We start from the raw sequence: 19328 nt of genomic DNA on the forward strand, positions 1-19328 counted from the left end.
TTTCGGCGATCGGTACGGTGTGTCCAATGCTTACGGTAGTGACGGCGTTCACCCCCATTTGGATCATCGGCGCCCTCGGGTGGCTGACCGGGCGTTTCCGGGTGGCGAGCGGGCAGTTCCAGCAGGCGCTCACGGGGTTCACGTTCACCATCGCCATGCCCGCCGTACTGTTCACCACGCTCAGCCGTACACCGCTCAGCCAGATCCAGCCGCGGCCGCTGCTCGCCTTCGCGATCAGCACCGTCTTCGTCGGCGTGCTCGCGCTCGTGACGCTGCGCGGCAAGCTGCCCGACCGGGTGATCGGGGCGATGTCGTCGGCCTACGTCAACGCCGGCAACCTCGGCATCCCCATCGGCCTGTACGTCCTGCACGACGCGACCTTCGTGGTGTCGGTGCTGATCTTCCAGGTGCTGGTGATGTCTCCGCTGATCTTCCTGGGCCTGGGCGTCGAACGCTCCTCCCTGCTGGCCCCGCTGCGGATGCCGATCGTGGTGGCCTCGGTGCTCGGCCTGGGCATGTCCGCCCTCGGCTGGCAGCTGCCCGAACCCGTGATGCGGCCGCTTAACCTGCTCGGCGGCGCGGCGGTGCCGCTGGCGTTGTTCGCGCTGGGCATGTCGCTGAACGGCTCGGCCGTCGCCTGGCGCCGGGTCGCTCCGGTGGTGACGCTCAAGCTGCTGGTCCAGCCGCTGGTGGCGTTCCTGGTCGGGCGGTTCCTGCTTCATCTCGACGGCCATGCGCTGTTCGCGGCCGTCCTGTTCGCCGGGCTGCCCACCGCGCAGAACACCTACGTCTACGCCGCCGAGTACGGGCGGCCCACCGAACTGCCCCGCGACACCATCCTGGTCTCGAGCGTCCTGTCGCTGGCCACCCTCTCGGTGATCGCCGTGCTGGCCGGGGGCGCGGGCGCGCTCACCCTCAAGTGATCGCCAACCGGCGATCTTTGGGTAGAAGGTATTCGTACCATCGAACTCAGCTCCATGAGGTAACCGTGCCGAGACTTCTGCGCCTGTTAACCACCCCGCTGCTCATCGTGACCCTCGTCCTGACCGGCACCCCCGCCCGCGCCGACAGCGATCCGGTGCTCGCCACCCAGTGGCAGCTCGCCTGGGACACCTACCGGTTCTACGAGCACCTGACCGGCCCTCTCCCCCTGGACGGCCGGACCGCGGTCACCCGTGACCTCCCGATCGACATCGACGCCCCCCTTGACCACGTCTTCGCGGCGTACTCCGACATCAACCACCACATCGGCCTGCACCCCTTCCTGAAGCGCGTCGCCACCCACGCCGACTACATCCAGGACGGGCTGCGCTACGTCAACTTCACGGCCGTCGAGGACGTCCCGGTCACCGACGGGGTGCCCGTCACCGTCAACACACACGCCCAGCAGCGCGTCCACGCGGCGGAGTACTTCTACACGACCGACACCTGGACCATGCCCAACGTCGTCACCCACCAGCGGATCGACTTCACCGACCTGGGCGGCGGCCGGACCCGGGTGACCGAGCACCTCACGTTCGAGGCGAACGTCCTGCTCATCGACTTCACCGTGACCAACGGCGTCTCCTCCCACCAGCAGACCCAGGTGGCGCTGAAGGAGGCCATCGAGAGCGGCCGGCTGTAACGGGCCGGCCGGTCACAAGGCCGACTGCGACGGGCCAGGCAGTCACGAGGCCGACCGCGACGGGCCGGGCGGTCGCGTTCGAGAGGTGACGCCCTTACCGCGTCCTGTCCTCAGCCGGGCAGGACGCGGTAGCCGGCGTCCACGGGGATGTGGGCACCCGCCACAGCGCCGAAGCCGCCGTCGAGGACCGAACCGATCACCGCGGCCACATCCCGCGGGTCGAGCATCCGGCCCAGGACCGAGCGGCGGGCGAGCGCCGCTTCCGTCTGAGGGGTGCGCATGGCCGCGCTGCCCTCTGTACGTACGCCGGCCGGGGCCACGGTGTTGACGGCGATCCCCCACCCGCCGGCTTCGGCGGCGACGTGCTGCGCGAAGGTGTTGAGCGCGGCCTTGGCGGTCGCGTGCGCGATGGCGCCGGGGCGTACCAGGTCGGCGCTGAGGCTGGAGACGTAGACGATCCGGCCCTCGCCCTGCTTCCGCATGAGGTCGAGGACCTGCTGGGTGACGTGGAAGACGGCTGACAGCTCCCCGATGACCTTGCCCGAGAAGTCCGGCCAGGACAGCTCGGTCAGCGGCGCGAAGGGCGGGCTGATGTTGGCGTTGCAGACGAGCGCGTCGACCCGCTCGCAGGCGGCCACCAGGTCGGCCACCTGGCCGGGTTCGCACACGTCCGCCTGAACGGCCTGCGCGCTGCCGCCACTCGCCGCGATCTCCGCCGCCACCGAGGCGGCCGCCGCCGCGTCGCGGTGATAGTTGACGATCACGTGGAACCCGCGCCGGCCCAGTTCGAGGGCGGTCGCGGCCCCGATGCCGCGGCCGGCGCCGGTGATGAGGGCGATGCGTTGCATGTCATGCCTCCGTTGCCTGGGTATCGGGGCTGACGATAGGTTTTGGGCTTTCTGAAAGTAAGTACGTACCTTGGAGTTCGTCCCTTACTAACGGGTCGGCTTTCAGATCACAGAGGCAGGGAGTGACGGGTGAGTGACGCTTTTCACAGAGACTGCCCGGCGCGCATGGTGCTCGATCATGTGACCAGCCGCTGGGGAGTGCTGGTCCTGACGGCGATGCGCGAGCGGCCGCTGCGGTTCTACGAGCTACGCGCCAAGATCGAGGGGATCAGCGAGAAGATGCTCTCCCAGACGTTGCGCACGCTGGTTCGCGACGGCTTCGTCCTGCGCACCGTCACGCCCTCCACTCCGCCGCAGGTCAGCTACGCGCTGACCGACCTCGGCCAGGGGATCACCGAGCCCCTCCAGGCGCTGTCCGACTGGATCCGGGATCACGCGAGCGCCATCCTCGCCGCCCAGGCAGCCCACGAACGGCAAGGCGACTGAGCCGCGCTGACATCACACCCGTGCATGGGCCGACACCCACCGTTAATCGCTAGAGCCTGGACCGATAACCAAGTTTCGGGCATGCTTGTCGAGATCATTAGTAAAGTGGCCTATGAAGGGACAATCAGGTGAGAATGCCGACAAAGGCGGCAATCTTTACGGCGGCACTCTGCCTCAGCGGTGTCATAGCGAGCCCGGCGAATGCCGCCGCGGCCGCCAGCCCGGAGAGCATCTGCGGCTCCGGTTACGCGCGCATCACCGGCGGCACGCAGCCGGTCAAGACCTCGAGCGGCCGCCGGTACGGCACGGTCTACCTGCTCTACAACCGCGGCAACGGCTACAACTGCGTGGTCACGATCAAGTCGAGCTTCGTCGGCACGAAGACCCCGGTCACCGCCGAGCTCACGATCATGGCCAAGCCGATCAAGGACACGAAGCAGAGCCCGATCGTGCGTTCCGACCGCGGCAACTTCAAGTCCTACGCGGGGCCGGTGAAGTACTGGGCTCAGGGCAGGTGCGTGAAGTTCTGGGGCACGATCAAGCCGCTCGGCCACGACCCGGCCGTCGCCAGCGGGGGCCGTGCGAAGTGGGACAACTGCGGATAACGTCCGCGATGACGCCTCCGTCTTACTCCTTCCTGGCTTGTCGAGGTTTCATACTGACTCCCTGACATGATCGTCGGGAGGCCAGATGTTGTACGGACGCGGCGCCGAGCAGGCTGAGATCGACGCGCTGCTCGCCGCCGCCCGAGCCGGACGCAGCGGCGCGGTCGTCGTCAAGGGCGAGACCGGCATCGGCAAGTCGGCGCTCCTCGGCTACGCCGCCGGGCGGGCCGCCGGCTGGCCGGTGCTCCGCACGCTGGGGGTGGAGTCGGAGACCGAGCTGCCGTTCGCCGCTCTCCATCTGCTCCTGCGGCCGGTACTGGGGCATGCCGAGCGGTTGCCGCCCGGCCAGGCGGCGGCGTTGCGCGGTGCGATCGGGGCGGCGCCCGCCGAGGTGGCCGACCGGTTCCTCGTCGGACTGGCCGCGCTCACGCTGCTGTCCGATCTGGCGGGCGACGGCCCGATCCTGTGCCTGGTCGACGACGCGCAGTGGCTCGACGACGCCTCCGCCGACGCGCTGCTGTTCGCGGCCAGGCGGCTCGACGCCGAGGGCGTGGTCATGCTGTTCGCCCTCCGGGACGGCGCGGCCACCCCGCGCCGTGGAGCGATGGCCACGCCCGGAATGATCTCGCAGCACCGAGAGGCCACGCCCCGAGTGACACCGTCGCGCCTGGAGGCGCTGGCCACCCACGGGGTGCCCGAGCTGCGGCTGGGCAGGCTGGAGGCGGCGGTGGCCGCGGAGTTTCTGGCCGATCGGGCTCGCGATCTGGCGCCGCAGGTGCGGCGCCGGGTCCTCGACGAGGCGGCGGGTAACCCGCTGGCGCTGATCGAGTTCGCCGCCGTACTGACCCCTGAGCAGCGGGCGGGCCGGTTGAGCCCGCTGCCGTTCGCGGGCGAGTCGGGGCCGCTGTCGGACCGGGTGCGGACCACGTTCGAGGCTTACATCGACCGCTTCCCCGAGCCGGCCAGGGCGGCACTGCTCGTCGCGGCGGCCGACGACACCGGGGATCTGGACCTGATCCTGCGGGCCGCCGCCCGTCTCGGCGCGACGGTCGCGGACCTGGCGCTGGCCGAACGCGAGGAGCTGATCGAGCTCTCGGCGGCCGGGCTGTCGTTCCGGCACCCGCTGATCAGGAGCGCGGCCTACCGCGGCGCGCCGTACTTCCGCCGGGTCGCGGCCCACCTGGCGCTGGCGGAGTCGCTGAGCGACCAGACGGGCAGGTGTCTGGGCGACCCCATGGGCAGACCCCTGGACGGCCGCACGACCGCGCCCCGGCATGACCGAGCAGCCACGCCCCTGGACAACTCGACGGCCGCGGCCCAGGACGATCGGGCGGCCGAATCGCTCGATGGCCAGGCGCGGGCCGATCGGCGGGCCTGGCATCGGGCCGCCGCCGCGACCGGCCCTGACGAGAGGGTCGCCGGGGAACTGGAGCGCGCCGCCTTACGGGCGCGCGACCGGCAGGGCACGGCCGCCGCGTCCGTGGCGTACGAGCGGGCCGCCGATCTCACCGCCGACACCGCCCGCACGGCGCGCAGGCTGATCGCGGCGGCGGAGCTGGCGGTCCAGGCGGGTCAGCTGAAGCGGGCCGCCGGGCTGGCCGACCGGGCGGCGCCGCTCACCACGACACTCGCTACGACCCCGGCCGAGCTCGCCTGCCTGGCCCAGGTACGTGCCTGCGTGGTGGTGGAGCAGGGCTCGCCGAGCGCGGCGGGCCGGATCCTGGCCGAGGGCGCGGAGCACGTACGGACCGCCGACCCCGCGCTCGCGGCCCGCATGCTGGCCGAGGCGATCCATTACGCCTCCTTCGCCGCCGACCCCGAGCTCGCCCACGACGCCGACCACCGACTCGGCGCACTCGCACTGCCGCTCCCAAAAGGGCCGCAACCGCCGCAGCCGGAAGGGCCGCAGCCGCTACCCCAAAGGCCCGGGGTGCTCGCCGCCGGAATGGCGGTCATGGCGCGGCTCGTGGAGGGCCAGGCCGTGGTCGACCTCTCCCCCATCCGCGCGGCCGCCCAGCTAGCGCGCGACTCCCCCGACCTGCTGCCCCTCGCCGCCTCCCTGAGCATCGTCTCGGGCGACGAGGTCACGGCCCACGGGCTGGCCGAGTCGCTGGTCGCGCGCTGCCGCGAGCGCGGCCTGATCGGCCTGCTCCCCCAGGCGCTGGCGCTGCTCGCGCAGGCCCAGATGCTGCGCGGCAGGCACCGCGAGGCGTCGGCCGCCGCGTCCGAGGCGCTGACCGTCGCCTCCGACATCCACCAGGCCCATCGGGCCGGCCACGTGCACGGGCTGCTGGCCTGGCTGGCCGCCGTCGGCGGCGCCGAGGAGCGCTGCCTGGAGCTGGCCGCGAAGGCGGACGGCGACGTCGAGGCCACCAGGGCGCTCGCCGCCTGGGCGCTCGGTCTGTCCCAGCTGGGCCAAGGCAGGGCCGGGGCCGCTCTCGACCATCTCCAGGCGGCGGGGCACCGCCATCCCGTGGTCGCGCTCTGCGCGGCGCCCGACCTGGTCGAGGCGGCGGTCCGCGCCGGGCGGGCGGATCTGGCGGAGGGGGCGGCGGCCAGGTTCGCGGGCTGGGCGGCCGTCGTGGAGCGCCCGTGGGCGAACGCGGTCGCCGCCCGGCTCAGGGGGCTGCTGGCCGAGGGTGAGGAGGCGGGCAGGCACTTCGCGCGGGCCGTGGCCGTACCCGCTGACCAGCCGTTCCAGCAGGCGCGCAACGAGCTGCTGTACGGCGAGTGGCTCAGGCGCGCGCACCGCCGTTCTGACGCGCGGCGGCGGCTGCGCGCCGCCTTCGAGGCCTTCGACGCGCTCGGCGCCGTGCCGTGGGCCCGCCGCGCCCACGGCGAGCTGGAGGCGGCCGGCGAGGCGGCCGTGTCCAGGAGCGGCGGCCTGCTCGACCGGCTGACGCCGCAAGAGCGTCAGGTGGTACGGCTGGCGGCGACGGGGCTTTCCAATCGGCAGATCGGCGCGCGGCTGTTCCTCAGCCCGCGTACGGTGGGACATCATTTGTACAAAGCGTTTCCCAAGCTCGGTGTGGCTGCCCGAGCCCAGCTCGGCGACCTCGACCTAGGTGAGTGACCGCGGCTACTTAGTCGCGAGCCCGCATGACCGGCGAGCCACCGCGCGCCGACCGATTCGCGGATGATCGCCCGCGCTTTACCGTGCTTCCGACCTCACGGAAACGGAGCGCGTGGATGCACAGACTAGTCAGATCCGGCTTATCCCTGCCCCTGGTCGGGGTCCTGGTCGCGGCCGCCCTCATCGCCACCGCACCGGCCGCCTCCGCCGCGCCCGCGCGCGAGGACGGGCAGCGGGTCACCCTCCTGGTCCACGGCTTCGACCGTGAGGCCGACACCAACTGCGCCAGCAGCTGGAAGGACGCCAAGAACCTGCTGAACGCCAACGGCTGGGGCGAGGTCCGCACGTTCGGCTACTACAACAAGGCCACCAACTGCGACATCAGATATCAGGGCACCACCGACTCCCGCATCCAGGAGATCGGCCGCCAGTTCGCGTGGACCGTGTACTACTTCTACTCCAGCCATGACACGGCGATCGACGTCGTGGCGCACTCCATGGGCGGCCTGGTCGCCAAGGCCGCGATCGAGGGCGTCAACAGGTACGGCGTGGGCAAGACGCCGCCCGATCTGAGCGGGCTGAATGTCGATCTGAACAACATCGGCGCGGCCGGGTGGCCCAGCGGCTGGCCCCCGTACCTGTACATCGAGGACATGGTCACACTCTCCACGCCGCACCTGGGCATCGGCAGCGCGCTGGTGACCGCGTGCGCCATCACCCACGAGCAGTGCAGCGACATGCGCCCGGGCAGCGGCTTCCTGAGCTGGCTGTCGAAGCAGCCACTCTCCCAGATGGGCACGGACTACACCTTCCTCGCCTCAAGTCATGACGACACGGTCGGCGTCGATTCGGCGACCAACAAGCGCACTGCCCATCATTGGGCGGTCTATGACAAGAACGCGGACGGCGGGACGCTGAGTCACACCGCGATGCGGACCACCTCGACCGGCGCGTGGCAGGCGTCGTGGGGCGGGCAGCGGAGTGACGCGGGGTCGGGTTCGTACCCCGCGCCGCTTCTCCAGGCCATGGACGGCCTGTACAACCAGCAGAGCGAATAAAGCGGAACGGATCGGCACGCCCGGGGCGTGCCGATCCGTTTTCGCGTTACTTCAGGCCGTAGGCCCGGGTGATCGTCTGGTCTACGGTGTTGCCCTCGGCGTCCACGCCCTGGGCGCGGATGCCGACGGTGCCGTTGGTGGCAGACAGGGCGGGGTGGGCGATGGTCGCGGTGTAGGAGGTGGCGTTCTTCTTGGCGATGGTGACGGGCTTCCAGTGGGCGCCGTCGTCGTAGGTGACCCAGAGCTTCAGGCTGCCGAGGCGTGCGTCGGGCACGTCGTAGGAGCCCTGGTAGCCGGTGATCGTGATCTTGTGCGGCGTGGCCGCCGCGGTCGTGTTGTCGAGGTCGAGGTCGAGGTCGTAGCGGAGGTTGAGCCGGCGGACCGGCTCGCACGGGGCGAGGGTGCTGGCGAAGAACCAGCCGACGCACAGACCGTCGCTGGGCGTCTGCAGCCCGCCGGTCGGGCGCTTGGACTTGAACGTCCACTCCGTCGCCACGTCGGTGGCGTACTTCTGCAGCGGCTGCGGGGTATGGAACTTGTCGGTGAGGCGATAGCGGGCCTCGCCCTCCGGCAGCTCGTACCTCGGCATCTGGATCAGGACCGGGCCGCTGGTGCCCGATTCGACCATGGGGATCTCCTGGCCGTCACGGTAGAGATGCAGCTCGTCCTTGCCGCCGCGCTCCTCGTAGAAGCGCGCGTTCCAGGTGAACGCCTCCTGGTGGTTCGGCTCCGGGCCCAGGATCGGCAGGGCCGCCAGGAAGGTGTCGCCGTTGCGGCAGGGGAAGCACGTGGTGTTCCCGGCGGAGCGGGTCAGGTCGGAGAACACCGGGTTGCCGGGAACGCGCGGCTGGGCGCCCCACTCCTCGGTCTTCCCCCCGGCCGTCGGGTAGACGTCCACGGCGGTCGCCCACATTCCGGAGCTCTGGCCGGAGGCGTTGCCTTCGGGGTAGGTCAGCTGGGTCTCGCGGGTCCACGACACGTCCCGCGAGACCGGCCCGACATACTCGGTCACGGTGCTCTGCGCGGGCCAGGAGGAGCCGAACCGCGGACCGAGCAGCCAGCCGGGGTGGGTCACCACGGTCGCCGACCAGATGATGGAGGCGTGGGCGGGCCGGTCGGCGTGCAGACGGTTCTTGATCTCGTACAGGTTGCGCCTGCCGACCTCGTAGTCGAGCTTGGCCGGGACGCGCAGGCGCTCGTGAAGGAGTAGCGAGTAGATGTACGGCGTGGCGGTGACGCCCTCGGCCTGGATGCTCACCGGCCGCCTGGCGAGCAGCGCGGCCAGCGCGCGGCCTTCGCCGGCGGGCAGGCTCATGGTCGGGATCGGGTAGATCGGCCAGTACTTCGCCAGGTCGAGGAAGGGCCGGTTGACCGCCCCGTAGCCGAGCACCCCGGCGGCGCCGGCGTCGGCCGCGGCCTTGACCCGGTCGAGCGCGTCGCCCGTGCAGCCGGTGGCCGGGCACAGGTCGGACAGGTCGAGCAGGACGAGCTTGCCGCGTACACCGGCGCCGGCGAGGTCGGCGGCCTGGCCGCGACCCCCGGACACCAGGGTGAGCGTGCTGCGGCCGGTCAGCTTGGGAACGTCCTCCGCCAAGCTCTGGTAGCGGGGACTCAGGGTGAGCTTGTCGGCCTTCATGCTGATCACGGGGGCGCCGCGCAGGATCTGTCCCGCGACGTCGAAGGTGCCCTGGGTGATCGAGCGGGTGGGCAGCAGCCAGTAGTTGTGCAGCCCGTAGGTGGGGGAGGCGGACTCGAAGCGGACGGACCCGACGCCGTTGGCCGCCTCACGCTCGGAGGCGTACTGCGAGTTGTAGACCTCCGTGGGGTCCGGGGTCTTCTGGGTGACCTGGCGGGCCTTGCGCATGTCGAGGGTGATCGTGATGTCCTTGGTGGCCTCGAACTCCGGCTGCGACGGCAGGCCGATGTTCCACTGCCCGTCGCTGCCACGCCAGCTGATGCCGGAGTTCGCGCTGTAGGTGCCCGCGTACACCCGCGTCTCGGTCTCGGTGCCACTGCCGGGGTACCACTCGACGTCGAGGTCGTCGCGGTCGTCGGTGCGCATGATCGCCCAGGGGATGTCCTGCACGTCGGTCGCGCCGTCGGGCAGCACCATCCGGGTCTTGATGGTGACCTTCTTGGGCTCCACGAACGCGCCGACGGCGGTGTTGACGCTCACGCCGCCGCCGTCGGTGGCGTGCACGAAGCCCTCGTACCAGGTATCCGGTCCCGACGGGTCGAAGGTGACGGCGACGGGCGCGGTGCCGTGCGCGGGGACGGTGACCGTGTCGTGGTCCAGGGTGAGCGTGCGCGCGGGCGCGGTGCCCTTGTGGGCCTTGAGCCCGGTCTTGAGCGTCAGCGTCACCGGCTGATCGCCGTCGTTGGTGTAGGTGAGCGTCTTGGTGACGGGAGCGGTGTGGGGGTAGGCCATGAGGCCGAAGTCGATGCCGCCCGAGGCGGTGACCGCCTGCTTCACGGCGCGCGCCACGTCCACCCGGCCCGCGCCCTGCTCGTACGAGCCGTAGCCGTCGTCGCGGGCGGTGCTGGTGAGCGCGTTCTTGAGCTGGGCGCCGGTCCAGTCGGGGTGCTTCTGGGCCAGGAGCGCGGCCGCGCCCGCGACGTGCGGGGTGGCCATCGAGGTGCCCGACGCGCCGGTGTAGCGGTCGTTCACGGGCGTGCCCATCGTGGTGCCCGCGGCGCGCGCGGCCACGATGCCGACGCCGGGGGCGGCGATGTCCGGCTTGAGGCTGTAGTCGGCCAGCACCGGGCCCTTGCTGGAGAACTCGGCGAGCTTCTCCGACCCGTCCACCGCGGCGACGGTCAGCGCCGACGGTGCCGAGCCGGGCGAGGCGATCTTCCGGTTGAGGGCGTCGTTGCCCGCCGCGATGACGAACAGCGACTTCGACTGGGCGCTGAGGTTCTCGACCGCCTGGCTCATCGGGTCGGGCCCGGTGTAGCAGCAGCCGCCGAGGCTCATGCTGATCACTCTGGCCTGCTGGCCGACCGCCCACTCCATGCCGGCCATGATGTCCGACTCGAACCCGTTGCCGCTCTTGTCGATGACCTTGCCGACGAGCAGCGACGCCTTGGGCGCGACGCCGGTGTACTTGCCGTCGGAGGCGGCGCCGTCGCCCGCGATCGTGGAGGCGACGTGGGTGCCGTGCCCGTGGCCGTCCTGGACGTCCGCCTCGGCGGTGAAGTTCGCGCTCGCCACGACGCGGCCGGCGAGGTCGGGGTGGCCGAGGTCGATGCCGGTGTCGAGGACCGCGACCTTGACGCCCTCGCCCTTCAGCCCGGCGGCCCACGCCTCGGGCGCGCCGATCTGCGGCACGCTCTTGTCGAGTACGGCCTGCACCTTGCGGTCGAGCCAGATGGCCGAGACGCCCCGGTCGAGCTTGGCCGTGGCGTTCTTGTCGCTCGCGGGAGGATCGACGGCGCTCCAGAACTGCTGGACCGCCTGCTTGTCCACCCGGATCGCCGCGCCGCCCACGCTGGGCAGCCCGCGTGGCGCGGAGGTGGCGGGCAGGGCGTCGGCCTGCGCCGACAGCGTGTTGGCCGCCTGCTTGGCCTGACCGTACTGGACGATCAGCGGCAGGCCGGCGCTCTCCTTGTCGGTGTAGCCGTTCTTGGCCAGGTACGCGACGTCGAACAGGCCCTTGTCCATGCGGCCCGACGACACCAGGTCCATCACGTCGGAGGGAAAGACGTAGTAGGAGTCCCGATCGCGGACGGAGATGAAGTTCACCGGGGCGCCGTCGGGCCGCTTGGCGGGGGTGACCTGGTAGCGCGGGGTACCGCCGGGGCCGGTGTCGTAGGCGACCACGTCACCGGTGATCAGCGTGATCTTCGGCGCGTCCTTGGCCGGCGTTCCGGACGACTCGACGGCGGCGGCGGTCTGGCCGGAAAGGGCGGGTGCGGGGGTGGCCGAGGCCGGCGGCTCTACGGCCATACCGGTCGACAGCACCAGCCCCAGCGCTAAAAGCCCGATGGACGGGTTGCGCCATCGTGGACGAGTCATGGTTCTCCTCGCGGGATAGCAGGCATGATCGACTCTCCCGAACCATGACATGTCAAGAAATATCCTGAGAAGATGACTCGTCGTCCTTTTCCCGCCAATGACGGGAAAAGGACGGCCGGGGAGCGGGGTTTTGGGTGATCATGTTGAGATGCTGCGCATCCTCGGCCTGTCAGCGGCGGAACAGGCTCTCTACGAGGCTCTGGTCGAGCACTCCCCCGTCACCCTCGAAGAGCTGGACGAGCTCGCCGGCACTCCCGGCCTGGCCGTCGGGCTGGAGGAGCTGGGGCTGATCGCCCGCCTGCCCGAGGACCCGCCCCGGTTCGTCGTCGTACCGCCGGAGATGGGGCTGGACGCGCTCATCCGCGAGCGGGCCCGCGCCCTGGCCGACGCCCGGCTGCGGGTGGCCCAGCTGTCCACCCGCTATCACCTCACCACGCCGGCCCAGGAGTCGGGCGGGCTTGTGGAGGTGGTGATCGGGCGAGAGGCGGTGCTGCGCCGGTTCGAGCAGTTGCAGCGCGGCACCCGGCGGGAGATCCGGATGTTCGACGCGCCCCCGTACGCGGGCGTGGTGGGCGGCAACACCCAGGAGTTCGACCTGCTGAGCCGCGGCGTGGACTACCGGGTGGTCTACGACCGGCGGGCCATCGAGATGCGCGGCACGCTGAAGACCATCGTGGACTACATCGCCGCGGGTGAGCAGGTGCGCGTCGGCGACGTGCCGATGAAGCTGGTGCTCAGCGACTACCCCATGGCCCTCGTACCGCTCCGGCATGATCTGCAGATGGTCGAGTCGGCCCTGGTCGTGTACGACTCGACGCTGCTCGATGCCCTGGCGGCGCTGTTCGAGATGTACTGGGAGCGCGCCGTGCCCCTGCACGTCAGCCATGGCCGCGCCCGGCTGCCGGAGACCAGGAGCCCGACCGACGCGCAGCGCGACCTGCTGGCCCGGCTGGTGGCGGGCCAGACGGACAAGGCCATCGCGGCCCATCTCGGCTGGAGCGACCGCACGGTACGCCGGCACGTGCACGCCATGATGATCCAGCTGGACGCCCAGACCCGCTTCCAGGCGGGCTACCAGGCCGTCCTGCGCGGCTGGCTGGCCGATGAGAAGGGCGTACACGATGAGCCGGAATGACAGGGAGGGCGCGGGCGCGCTCGGCGCGGCCGGGCTCACCCCGGACGAGGAGGCGGTGTACGAGCTGCTCATCGACGGCTCACCGGCCACCACCGCCCGGATCGCGTCGTTGGGCGCGCCGGCCGGGCTCCGTGCCGACCAGCTGCCCGCCGTGCTCGCCGCGCTGGAGGCCAAGGGGCTGGTCACCCGATCCGGCGCCCACTACGCCGCCGTCGCCCCGGAGGCCGCGCTCGACGTGCTCCTGGTCACCGCGGAGCGGGAGCTGCTGCGCGCCCGCGAGCGCGCGGGCGAGCTCGATCAGGCCTTCCAGCGCCGCCGGGCGGCCGGGGAGACGCCGCCGGCGGTCGTCGAGGTCGTGACCGGGCAGCGGGCGGTCCAGCAGCGGCACGCCCAGATCCAGCGGGCCGCCTGGCACCAGCTGCGCTGCTTGTCCAAGCCGCCCTACTTCGACCCGCCGGGCAGCGTGGCGGCCCAGCGCGAGCTGCTGGAGCGGGGCGTCACGAGCCGCATGATCTACGAGCGGGGGTTCGTCGACCGGATCGGGGCGCTGCGTCAGATCGAGACGATGGTCGGGGCGGGCCAGCAGGCGCGGGTGCTGCCCAGCCTGCCCATGAAGCTCTACCTCATGGACGACCGCTTCGCCCTGCTGCTGTTACGGCACCACCCGGACGACCCCGACGCCGACGCCGCCCTGGTGGTCCACCCGTCCGGGCTGCTGGAGGCGCTGAGCCGGCTGTTCGAAGGGCTGTGGCAGCGGGCGCTGCCACTGCGCCTGCGGCCTCCGGCGCCCGGCGCGGCCCCGCCCGCGCGAGCGCGCGCCGCCGCGGACGACGACGAGCGGCTGATCGCGCTCCTGGTGGCCGGGCTGACCGACGAGGCCATCGCCCGGCAGCTCGGCGTCGGCTACCGTACGGCCGAGCGGCGCATCGCGAACCTGATGAGCAGGCTCGGCGCCCACACCCGCTTCCAGGCGGGCGTCCAGGCCGCCTTCCGCCACCCTCCGCCGCCGGAGGAGTGAGGCTCACCGGTCCAGGCACTCGGCCGAGAGGGCGAGGCGGGCGGACATGTTGCGCTCCATCATGCGCAGGGCCGCCTCGCCGAGGTCTTGGTGGATGGCGGCCACGCAGTCGGGCGGCACCGTCAGGGCGTAGTGCCGTACGTAGGCGTCCAGGGCGCTGTAGAGCACGCACTGCTCGGTCACCTGGCCGGCCAGGACGACGGTGTCGACCTCGGTGCGGCCCAGCAGGTACTCCAGCGAGGTGCCGTAGAAGGCGCTGTGGCGGACCTTGGGCAGGAAGGCACAGTCCGGCGGCGGCAGGATCGGCTCCACCAGGTCCGGGCGGCAGCCATTGAGGGCCTGGGCCTCGATCTCGCGCCGATCTCGGGTGAAGTCGCCGTAGTTGTCGTTGACGTACACCAGCTCGACCTCGTCGCGGGTACGCGCCCGCGCCACCAGCTTCGCCATCGGTTCGATGATCTTCGCTACGTTGCGGCACAGGGGTTCGGCGTCGTCGTGCTCGTACGGATTCAGCATGTCGATGATGACCAGCGCGGTTCTTGCCATTCCCTCTTACTGTCCACGACGTGCGGTTTTAGCCGATCGGCCCCGGGCAGACGCCAGCAGCCGGACGACGGAGCGAAGGAGACCCGATGGACGCCATCGTGCTGCTGAAGGACGACCACAAGACGGTCGAAGGGCTGTTCAAGAAGTTCGAGCAGGCCGGAGAGCGGGCCTACACCGAGAAGCGCCGCCTCGTGGACCAGATCACCAAGGAACTGGTCACGCACGCCTACATCGAGGAGGAGTACTTCTACCCGGCCGCCCGCGCCAAGGTGCCGGAGACCAGCGACCACGTGCTGGAGAGCGTCGAGGAGCACCACGTCGTGGTCTGGCTGCTGTCCGAGCTCAAGGACCTCGACCCGAAGGACGAGCACTTCAAAGCGAAGGTCACGGTGCTGATCGAGAACGTCCGGCACCACGTCGAGGAGGAGGAGAAGGACTGGTTCCCGCAGGTCCGCGCCGCGATGGGGCGCAAGGAGCTGCAGGAGCTCGGCGAGCGCATGGCAGCCGCCAAGGCCGAGGCCCCCGCCGAGCCGCTCGCCGTCAAGAGCGCCTCGCAGTAAGCCGCGCCTCGCAGCGGGCCGTGCCTCGCAGCGGGCCGTGCCTGGTCTCAGCCGGTCGTCACGTGGTCGACGAACAGGGCCGTGGCCGCGGTCGGGGCAGGCAGCGGATTCCAGGCCAGGCCGATGGGGCGGTGCTGGGCCGGGACGAGCGGACGGTAGGTGGGGTCGTCGTGTTCCAGCGAGGCGGGCAGCGGCAGGACGCCCACGCCGAGCCCGGCGCCGATGAGGCCGCGTACGGTGGCGATCTCCTCGCTCTCGAAGGCGATGACCGGCTCGAACCCGGCCTCCTCGCACAGCCGGTCGATCACCCGGCGCAGGTCCGTCGTCGGGGCGAAGGCGACGAACGGCTCGTCGCGTACGTCGGCGAGCGTCAGTCCCGGGACGGCGGCGAGCGGGTGCTCGACGGGCAGGGCGAGACAGAGCCGCTGCTCACGTAGCGGGTGCCAGCGCGCGGGGTTGCCCTCCGGTGGTGGGGTGACCAGGGCGGCGTCGATGTCGCCCTGGGCCAGCCAGGTGAACAGCTCCCTGGCGAAGCCCTGGTGCAGCTCGAAGCGGATGCCGGGCGTGCCCGCCCGCAAGTCGCGCAGGATCTCCGGCACCAGCCAGCGGCCCACCGAGTGCAGGAAGCCCAGCCGGATCAGGCCGGTGTCCGGGTTGGTCAGGGCGTCGATGCGGCGGCGCGCGCCCTCGAGCTCGTCCACGGCGCGGGCGGCGTGCTCGCGGAACAGCAGGCCGAACCGGTTGAGCGCGAGCCGGCGCCCGTGCCGGTGGAACAGCTCGACCCCCAGGTCGGCCTCCAGCCGGGCGAGCGCCCGCGACAGCGTGGACTGGTTGATCCCCTCCATCGCCGCGGTGTCGCGCATGTTCTCCGTGTCACACAGCGTCAGAAACCAGCGCAGGGTCTGCAGCTCCATCCTGCGATGATGCCCCTTTCGCATCAGTTTCGGCAAATTATGCATTTTGCGCATCAGCGCTGAGCGGGCACGCTCGACGGGTGCTCTCGACTCGCGTGTCAGGGGATCGCGACTCCCTCCGGATCAGGTACGGGCTGATGTTCGGCGGCCTGGCCAACTTCCTGGCGCTCTACTACGTCCAGCCGTTGCTGCCCGGCGTCGCCGACCACTTCGGGGTCTCCGCCTCGGAGTCGACGGCGGTGCTGTCGCTGGCCACGATCACGATGGCGGTCGCGCTGCTGTTCGTCGGCCCGATCTCCGACGTGGTGGGCCGGGTGGTGATCATGCGGTGGTCGCTGACCGGCTGCGCGGTCCTGGGCATCGCCACCGCGTTCGCGCCCACCTGGCACGCGCTGCTGGTCCTGCGCGGGCTGCAGGGCGTCGCGCTGGCCGGGCTGCCCGCCGTGGCGCTCGCCTACCTGCGTGAGGAGATGCCCGAAGGATCCCACGTACGGGCCAACGCCACCTACATCACCGGCACGGCCCTCGGCGGGGCGGCAGGGCGGTTGCTGCCCGGCCCTGTTCAGGCGGTGTGGGGCTGGAGCGGCGCCAGCGCCGTCGTGGGGGTCGTCACGCTGCTCTGCGCCATCGGCCTGTGGGTCCTGCTGCCGCCGTCGCGGCACTTCGAACGCTCCAGCCCGCGGCTGGGCGACCTGCTGCGCAACACCGCGCTCACCCTGCGGGACCCGTCCCTGGTGGCGCTGTGCCTGGTCGGCGCGGCGACGATGGGGGCGTTCGTCGGGCTGTGCAACGCGCTGACCTTCCGCCTCGAGGCGGCGCCCTATCTGCTGGGCGGCGCGGGCGCGCTGGTGTTCCTGGCCTACCCGGTGGGCGTGCCGGGGCCACTGGCCGCCGGGCGGCTGGCGCTGCGGCGCGGGCTCGGCCTGGCCGCCCTGCTCGGTGTCGCGCTCCTGGTGACCGGTACGCTGCTCACCGCCGCACCCCAACTCCCCGCCATCGTGATCGGACTGGCCCTGGTGACCTTCGCCTTCCTCGGTACGCACTCCGTGGTCAGCGGCTGGGTCTCCGACCGCGCCCACCGGGTCGGCGTCGGCGTGGGCCAGGCCGCGGGGCTGTACCTGCTGGCCTACTACGCCGGCAGCTCGGTCTTCGGCTCGCTGGCCGCCTACCGGTGGGAGACGGGCGGCTGGTCGAGCGTGATCACCGTTTCCGTCGGGCTGCTCGTCGGCGCCGGGTTCCTGCTGGACCTGGCCCGCCGCTTCGACACACGATCATGCCGGTAGCCGTCACCAGGGACGGCGTCGCCGTCTCCTACCAGATCCGCGGCCGGGGCGAGCCCCTCGTCCTGCTGGCCGGGCAGGCCAACGACCACCACTGGTGGGACGGCGTCAGGGACGACTTCGAGGACCGCCACACCACCGTCACCCTCGACTACCGCGGCACCGGGGACAGCGACAAGCCCGACGTCCCCTACACCACCCGCGGCTTCGCGGCCGACGTGGTCGCCGTCCTCGACGACCTGGGCGCCGACCGGGCCCACGTGTACGGCACCTCGATGGGCGGACGCGTGGCCCAGTGGCTGGCGGCCGACCACCCGCACCGGGTGGGGTCGCTGATCCTCGGCTGCACCTCGCCCGGCGGCCCGCACGGCCTCGAACGGGACAACACGGTGAAGAGGTCGCTGGCCCAGCCCGACCGGCAGGCGGCGCGGCGGGCGCTGCTGGAGCTGATGTACACCCCGGCCTGGCTGGCCACCCACCCCGGCCCGTACACCACCCTCGGCGATCCCGGCATGCCCGCCTTCGCCCGGCGGCGGCACCTGGCCGCCAGCGCGGGGCACGACGCCTGGGACGCGCTGCCCGGCATCACCGCGCCCACGCTGATCTTGCACGGCACGGACGACGTCTTCAATCCGGCGGCCAACGCGCCCCTGCTCGCGGGCCGCATCCCCGGCGCGACGCTCCGTCTCATCCCCGGCGCCAGGCACGCCTACTTCGAGGAGTTCCGCGAGGTCGCGGGTCCCGCCGTCCTGGACTTCCTGGATTAGTCGATCATGACGACCGTGTTGGCGGCCAGGTCGTGCAGCGCGTGCCTGCGGTGGGTCAGGACGATCCAGAGGAGGTCGATCACGGTCAGGCCCAGCGCGGCGAACAAGCCGGTCATCAGCGCGCGTCCCGCCGCCATGGCGGGGGTGAGCCGGGCGCCGTTCTCGCGCACCACGCGGATGCCGAACGCCTTCTTGCCGACGGTCTGGCCGTTCCAGTAGCCGACCAGCAGCCAGTGGTAGGCGTACCACACGAACGCCCCGGCGATCAGCCAGCGCCAGTCCAGGTGGAAAACGAAATCGGCGAAGTCCTTCGCCGGGTCCATCGGCTCGAAGACGCCGGCCCGCGCCAGGAGAGGCCGGGTGAGCACGCCCAGGAGGACGGCGTCGCAGACACCGGCGAACAGCCGCCGCCAGCGTCCCGCGAGCAACTCCTGCGCTAGGTGGCCGTAGGGCGGGCCGTCTCGCCACACCGACTCGGACATGGATTCACTCCGGCTGATTGAGTAGTGGTCTCTCCGAAGGGCGTTCCATCGCGTTCCACGGACCGGGGGCATGCCAGAATCGAGGTGCCGAGCCGTACCCGAGAGGACGAATGACCATCCCCGCCGACCGAAACGCCGAGCCCGCCGCCGGACGGACGGCCGTGGTGAGCCGGACGGGCCCCAAGCGCAGCGAGAGCATCCGGCTCGCGGTGCTCAACGCCGCCGACGATCTCCTGGTCGAGCGGGGGTTCAACGGGGTGACCATCGAGGGCATCGCCGTCCGGGCCGGGGTCGCCAAGCAGACCGTCTACCGCTGGTGGAAGTCCAAAGTCGACATCCTCCTCGACACCCTGGCCGACGACGCCCGCGACGCGCTGGCCTGGCCAGGGGGCGGGGAAGACGCCGAGGAGGAGTTGCAAGCGCAGCTCCGCCGGATCGCGGGGTTCTTCCAGGAGCCGGCGGGCCAGGTCCTGCGGGCGCTGCTCGGCCACGCCCAGACCGACCAGGCCACCGCCGAGGCGCTACGCGAAAAGTTCCTGCGTGAGCAGCGCGAACGCGACCTGCAGGGGCTGCGCGCCGTGCTCGAACGCCACACCGGCCGCCCGGTGACCGAGCCGACCGTGGACACCCTGCTGAGCGTGCTGCTCGGCCCGCTCTACTACCAGGCGCTCGTCCACGGCGGCCCGCCCGGCCCCGAGCTCCTGGACGCCACGGCCCGGCACGTCCTCGACCTCGCCACGCCCTGAGGCCAAGCCCTGAAGCCAAGCCCTGAAGCCAAGCCCTGAAGACGGCTATGTGCGGCTCAGCGCGCTAAGTCGGCGGGTCGGCGCGGGGCCCCGGGGCCCCCGGGCCCCCCCCCGGCAGAAAAGACGCGGCGGGGGGGGGAGAAAAGTACAACGAAGAAGGGGTGGAGGGCG

17 protein-coding genes are annotated in these 19328 nt (G+C 71.5%); 12 read left to right on the forward strand and 5 right to left on the reverse strand.

The annotated features are described in order from the left end of the window. The first annotated feature begins 26 nt into the window (after positions 1–26). Together AB0B64_RS59770 and AB0B64_RS59775 are read left to right on the forward strand one after the other, a co-directional pair. On the forward strand, positions 27–923 hold the full coding sequence (locus AB0B64_RS59770) for an AEC family transporter (protein WP_357952068.1): 897 nt from the start codon (positions 27–29) through the stop codon (positions 921–923). Positions 924–988: 65 nt separating this feature from the next. Then, positions 989–1624, forward strand: a complete 636-nt coding sequence (locus AB0B64_RS59775; protein ID WP_358206209.1) for an SRPBCC family protein — start codon at positions 989–991, stop codon at positions 1622–1624. A 110-nt stretch (positions 1625–1734) separates the two neighbouring features. Here the strand turns inward: AB0B64_RS59775 and AB0B64_RS59780 are convergent, their stop codons facing one another. Next, complete coding sequence (locus AB0B64_RS59780; protein WP_358206214.1) at positions 1735–2472, reverse strand: SDR family NAD(P)-dependent oxidoreductase; 738 nt, start codon at positions 2470–2472, stop codon at positions 1735–1737. Positions 2473–2601: 129 nt separating this feature from the next. Between AB0B64_RS59780 and AB0B64_RS59785 the strand changes: the two genes are divergently transcribed. From AB0B64_RS59785 to AB0B64_RS59800, 4 genes are all read left to right on the forward strand, one after another. Further along, entirely contained in the window at positions 2602–2958 is a 357-nt protein-coding gene (locus AB0B64_RS59785; protein ID WP_357952065.1) for a helix-turn-helix domain-containing protein, read from the forward strand. 128 nt (positions 2959–3086) lie between these two features. Then, the gene (locus tag AB0B64_RS59790) at positions 3087–3563 is read left to right on the forward strand and encodes a hypothetical protein (RefSeq protein ID WP_357952064.1); all 477 of its coding nucleotides are present in this window, start codon (positions 3087–3089) and stop codon (positions 3561–3563) included. An 85-nt stretch (positions 3564–3648) separates the two neighbouring features. Further along, on the forward strand, positions 3649–6636 hold the full coding sequence (locus AB0B64_RS59795; protein WP_358206231.1) for an AAA family ATPase: 2988 nt from the start codon (positions 3649–3651) through the stop codon (positions 6634–6636). 116 nt (positions 6637–6752) lie between these two features. Beyond that, on the forward strand, positions 6753–7694 hold the full coding sequence (locus AB0B64_RS59800; RefSeq protein ID WP_358206237.1) for a hypothetical protein: 942 nt from the start codon (positions 6753–6755) through the stop codon (positions 7692–7694). 46 nt (positions 7695–7740) lie between these two features. Here the strand turns inward: AB0B64_RS59800 and AB0B64_RS59805 are convergent, their stop codons facing one another. Continuing rightward, entirely contained in the window at positions 7741–11709 is a 3969-nt protein-coding gene (locus tag AB0B64_RS59805) for a S8 family serine peptidase (RefSeq protein ID WP_358206319.1), read from the reverse strand. Positions 11710–11857: 148 nt separating this feature from the next. Between AB0B64_RS59805 and AB0B64_RS59810 the strand changes: the two genes are divergently transcribed. Together AB0B64_RS59810 and AB0B64_RS59815 are read left to right on the forward strand one after the other, a co-directional pair. Beyond that, a complete protein-coding gene (locus AB0B64_RS59810) occupies positions 11858–12844 on the forward strand; it encodes a LuxR C-terminal-related transcriptional regulator (protein WP_358206401.1) in 987 nt (328 codons plus the stop codon). After that, positions 12831–13862 (forward strand): LuxR C-terminal-related transcriptional regulator, encoded by a 1032-nt coding sequence (locus AB0B64_RS59815; protein ID WP_358206456.1) that lies wholly within the window; start codon positions 12831–12833, stop codon positions 13860–13862. Before AB0B64_RS59810 ends, AB0B64_RS59815 begins: the two co-directional genes overlap by 14 nt. A 3-nt stretch (positions 13863–13865) precedes the next feature. On the opposite strand, the gene AB0B64_RS59820 is transcribed toward AB0B64_RS59815, so the two are convergent. After that, positions 13866–14408 (reverse strand): isochorismatase family cysteine hydrolase, encoded by a 543-nt coding sequence (locus tag AB0B64_RS59820; RefSeq protein ID WP_358206478.1) that lies wholly within the window; start codon positions 14406–14408, stop codon positions 13866–13868. An 86-nt stretch (positions 14409–14494) separates the two neighbouring features. Here AB0B64_RS59820 and AB0B64_RS59825 point away from each other — a divergent pair, with 86 nt between their 5' ends. Beyond that, positions 14495–14968, forward strand: coding sequence for a hemerythrin domain-containing protein (locus AB0B64_RS59825; protein ID WP_357952054.1), 474 nt, complete (start codon positions 14495–14497; stop codon positions 14966–14968). Between the two features lie 47 nt (positions 14969–15015). Here AB0B64_RS59825 and AB0B64_RS59830 read toward each other — a convergent pair whose 3' ends face one another. Next, entirely contained in the window at positions 15016–15882 is an 867-nt protein-coding gene (locus AB0B64_RS59830; RefSeq protein WP_358206484.1) for a LysR family transcriptional regulator, read from the reverse strand. A gap of 80 nt (positions 15883–15962) precedes the next feature. Here AB0B64_RS59830 and AB0B64_RS59835 point away from each other — a divergent pair, with 80 nt between their 5' ends. Both AB0B64_RS59835 and AB0B64_RS59840 read left to right on the forward strand, forming a co-directional pair. Next, entirely contained in the window at positions 15963–17165 is a 1203-nt protein-coding gene (locus AB0B64_RS59835) for an MFS transporter (protein ID WP_358206489.1), read from the forward strand. After that, complete coding sequence (locus AB0B64_RS59840) at positions 17156–17929, forward strand: alpha/beta fold hydrolase (RefSeq protein ID WP_358206498.1); 774 nt, start codon at positions 17156–17158, stop codon at positions 17927–17929. The genes AB0B64_RS59835 and AB0B64_RS59840 overlap by 10 nt, the downstream gene beginning before the upstream one ends. On the opposite strand, the gene AB0B64_RS59845 is transcribed toward AB0B64_RS59840, so the two are convergent. Beyond that, positions 17926–18411 carry an RDD family protein gene (locus tag AB0B64_RS59845; protein WP_358206504.1) on the reverse strand — a complete coding sequence of 162 codons (486 nt, stop codon included), beginning with the start codon at positions 18409–18411 and terminating at the stop codon, positions 17926–17928. The two genes, AB0B64_RS59840 and AB0B64_RS59845, sit on opposite strands and share 4 nt — an antisense overlap. A gap of 110 nt (positions 18412–18521) precedes the next feature. Here AB0B64_RS59845 and AB0B64_RS59850 point away from each other — a divergent pair, with 110 nt between their 5' ends. Beyond that, a complete protein-coding gene (locus AB0B64_RS59850; protein ID WP_358206526.1) occupies positions 18522–19157 on the forward strand; it encodes a TetR/AcrR family transcriptional regulator in 636 nt (211 codons plus the stop codon). Positions 19158–19328: the final 171 nt, after the last annotated feature.

Source organism: Nonomuraea sp. NPDC049129 (assembly GCF_040648495.1).
Lineage (GTDB): Bacteria > Actinomycetota > Actinomycetes > Streptosporangiales > Streptosporangiaceae > Nonomuraea.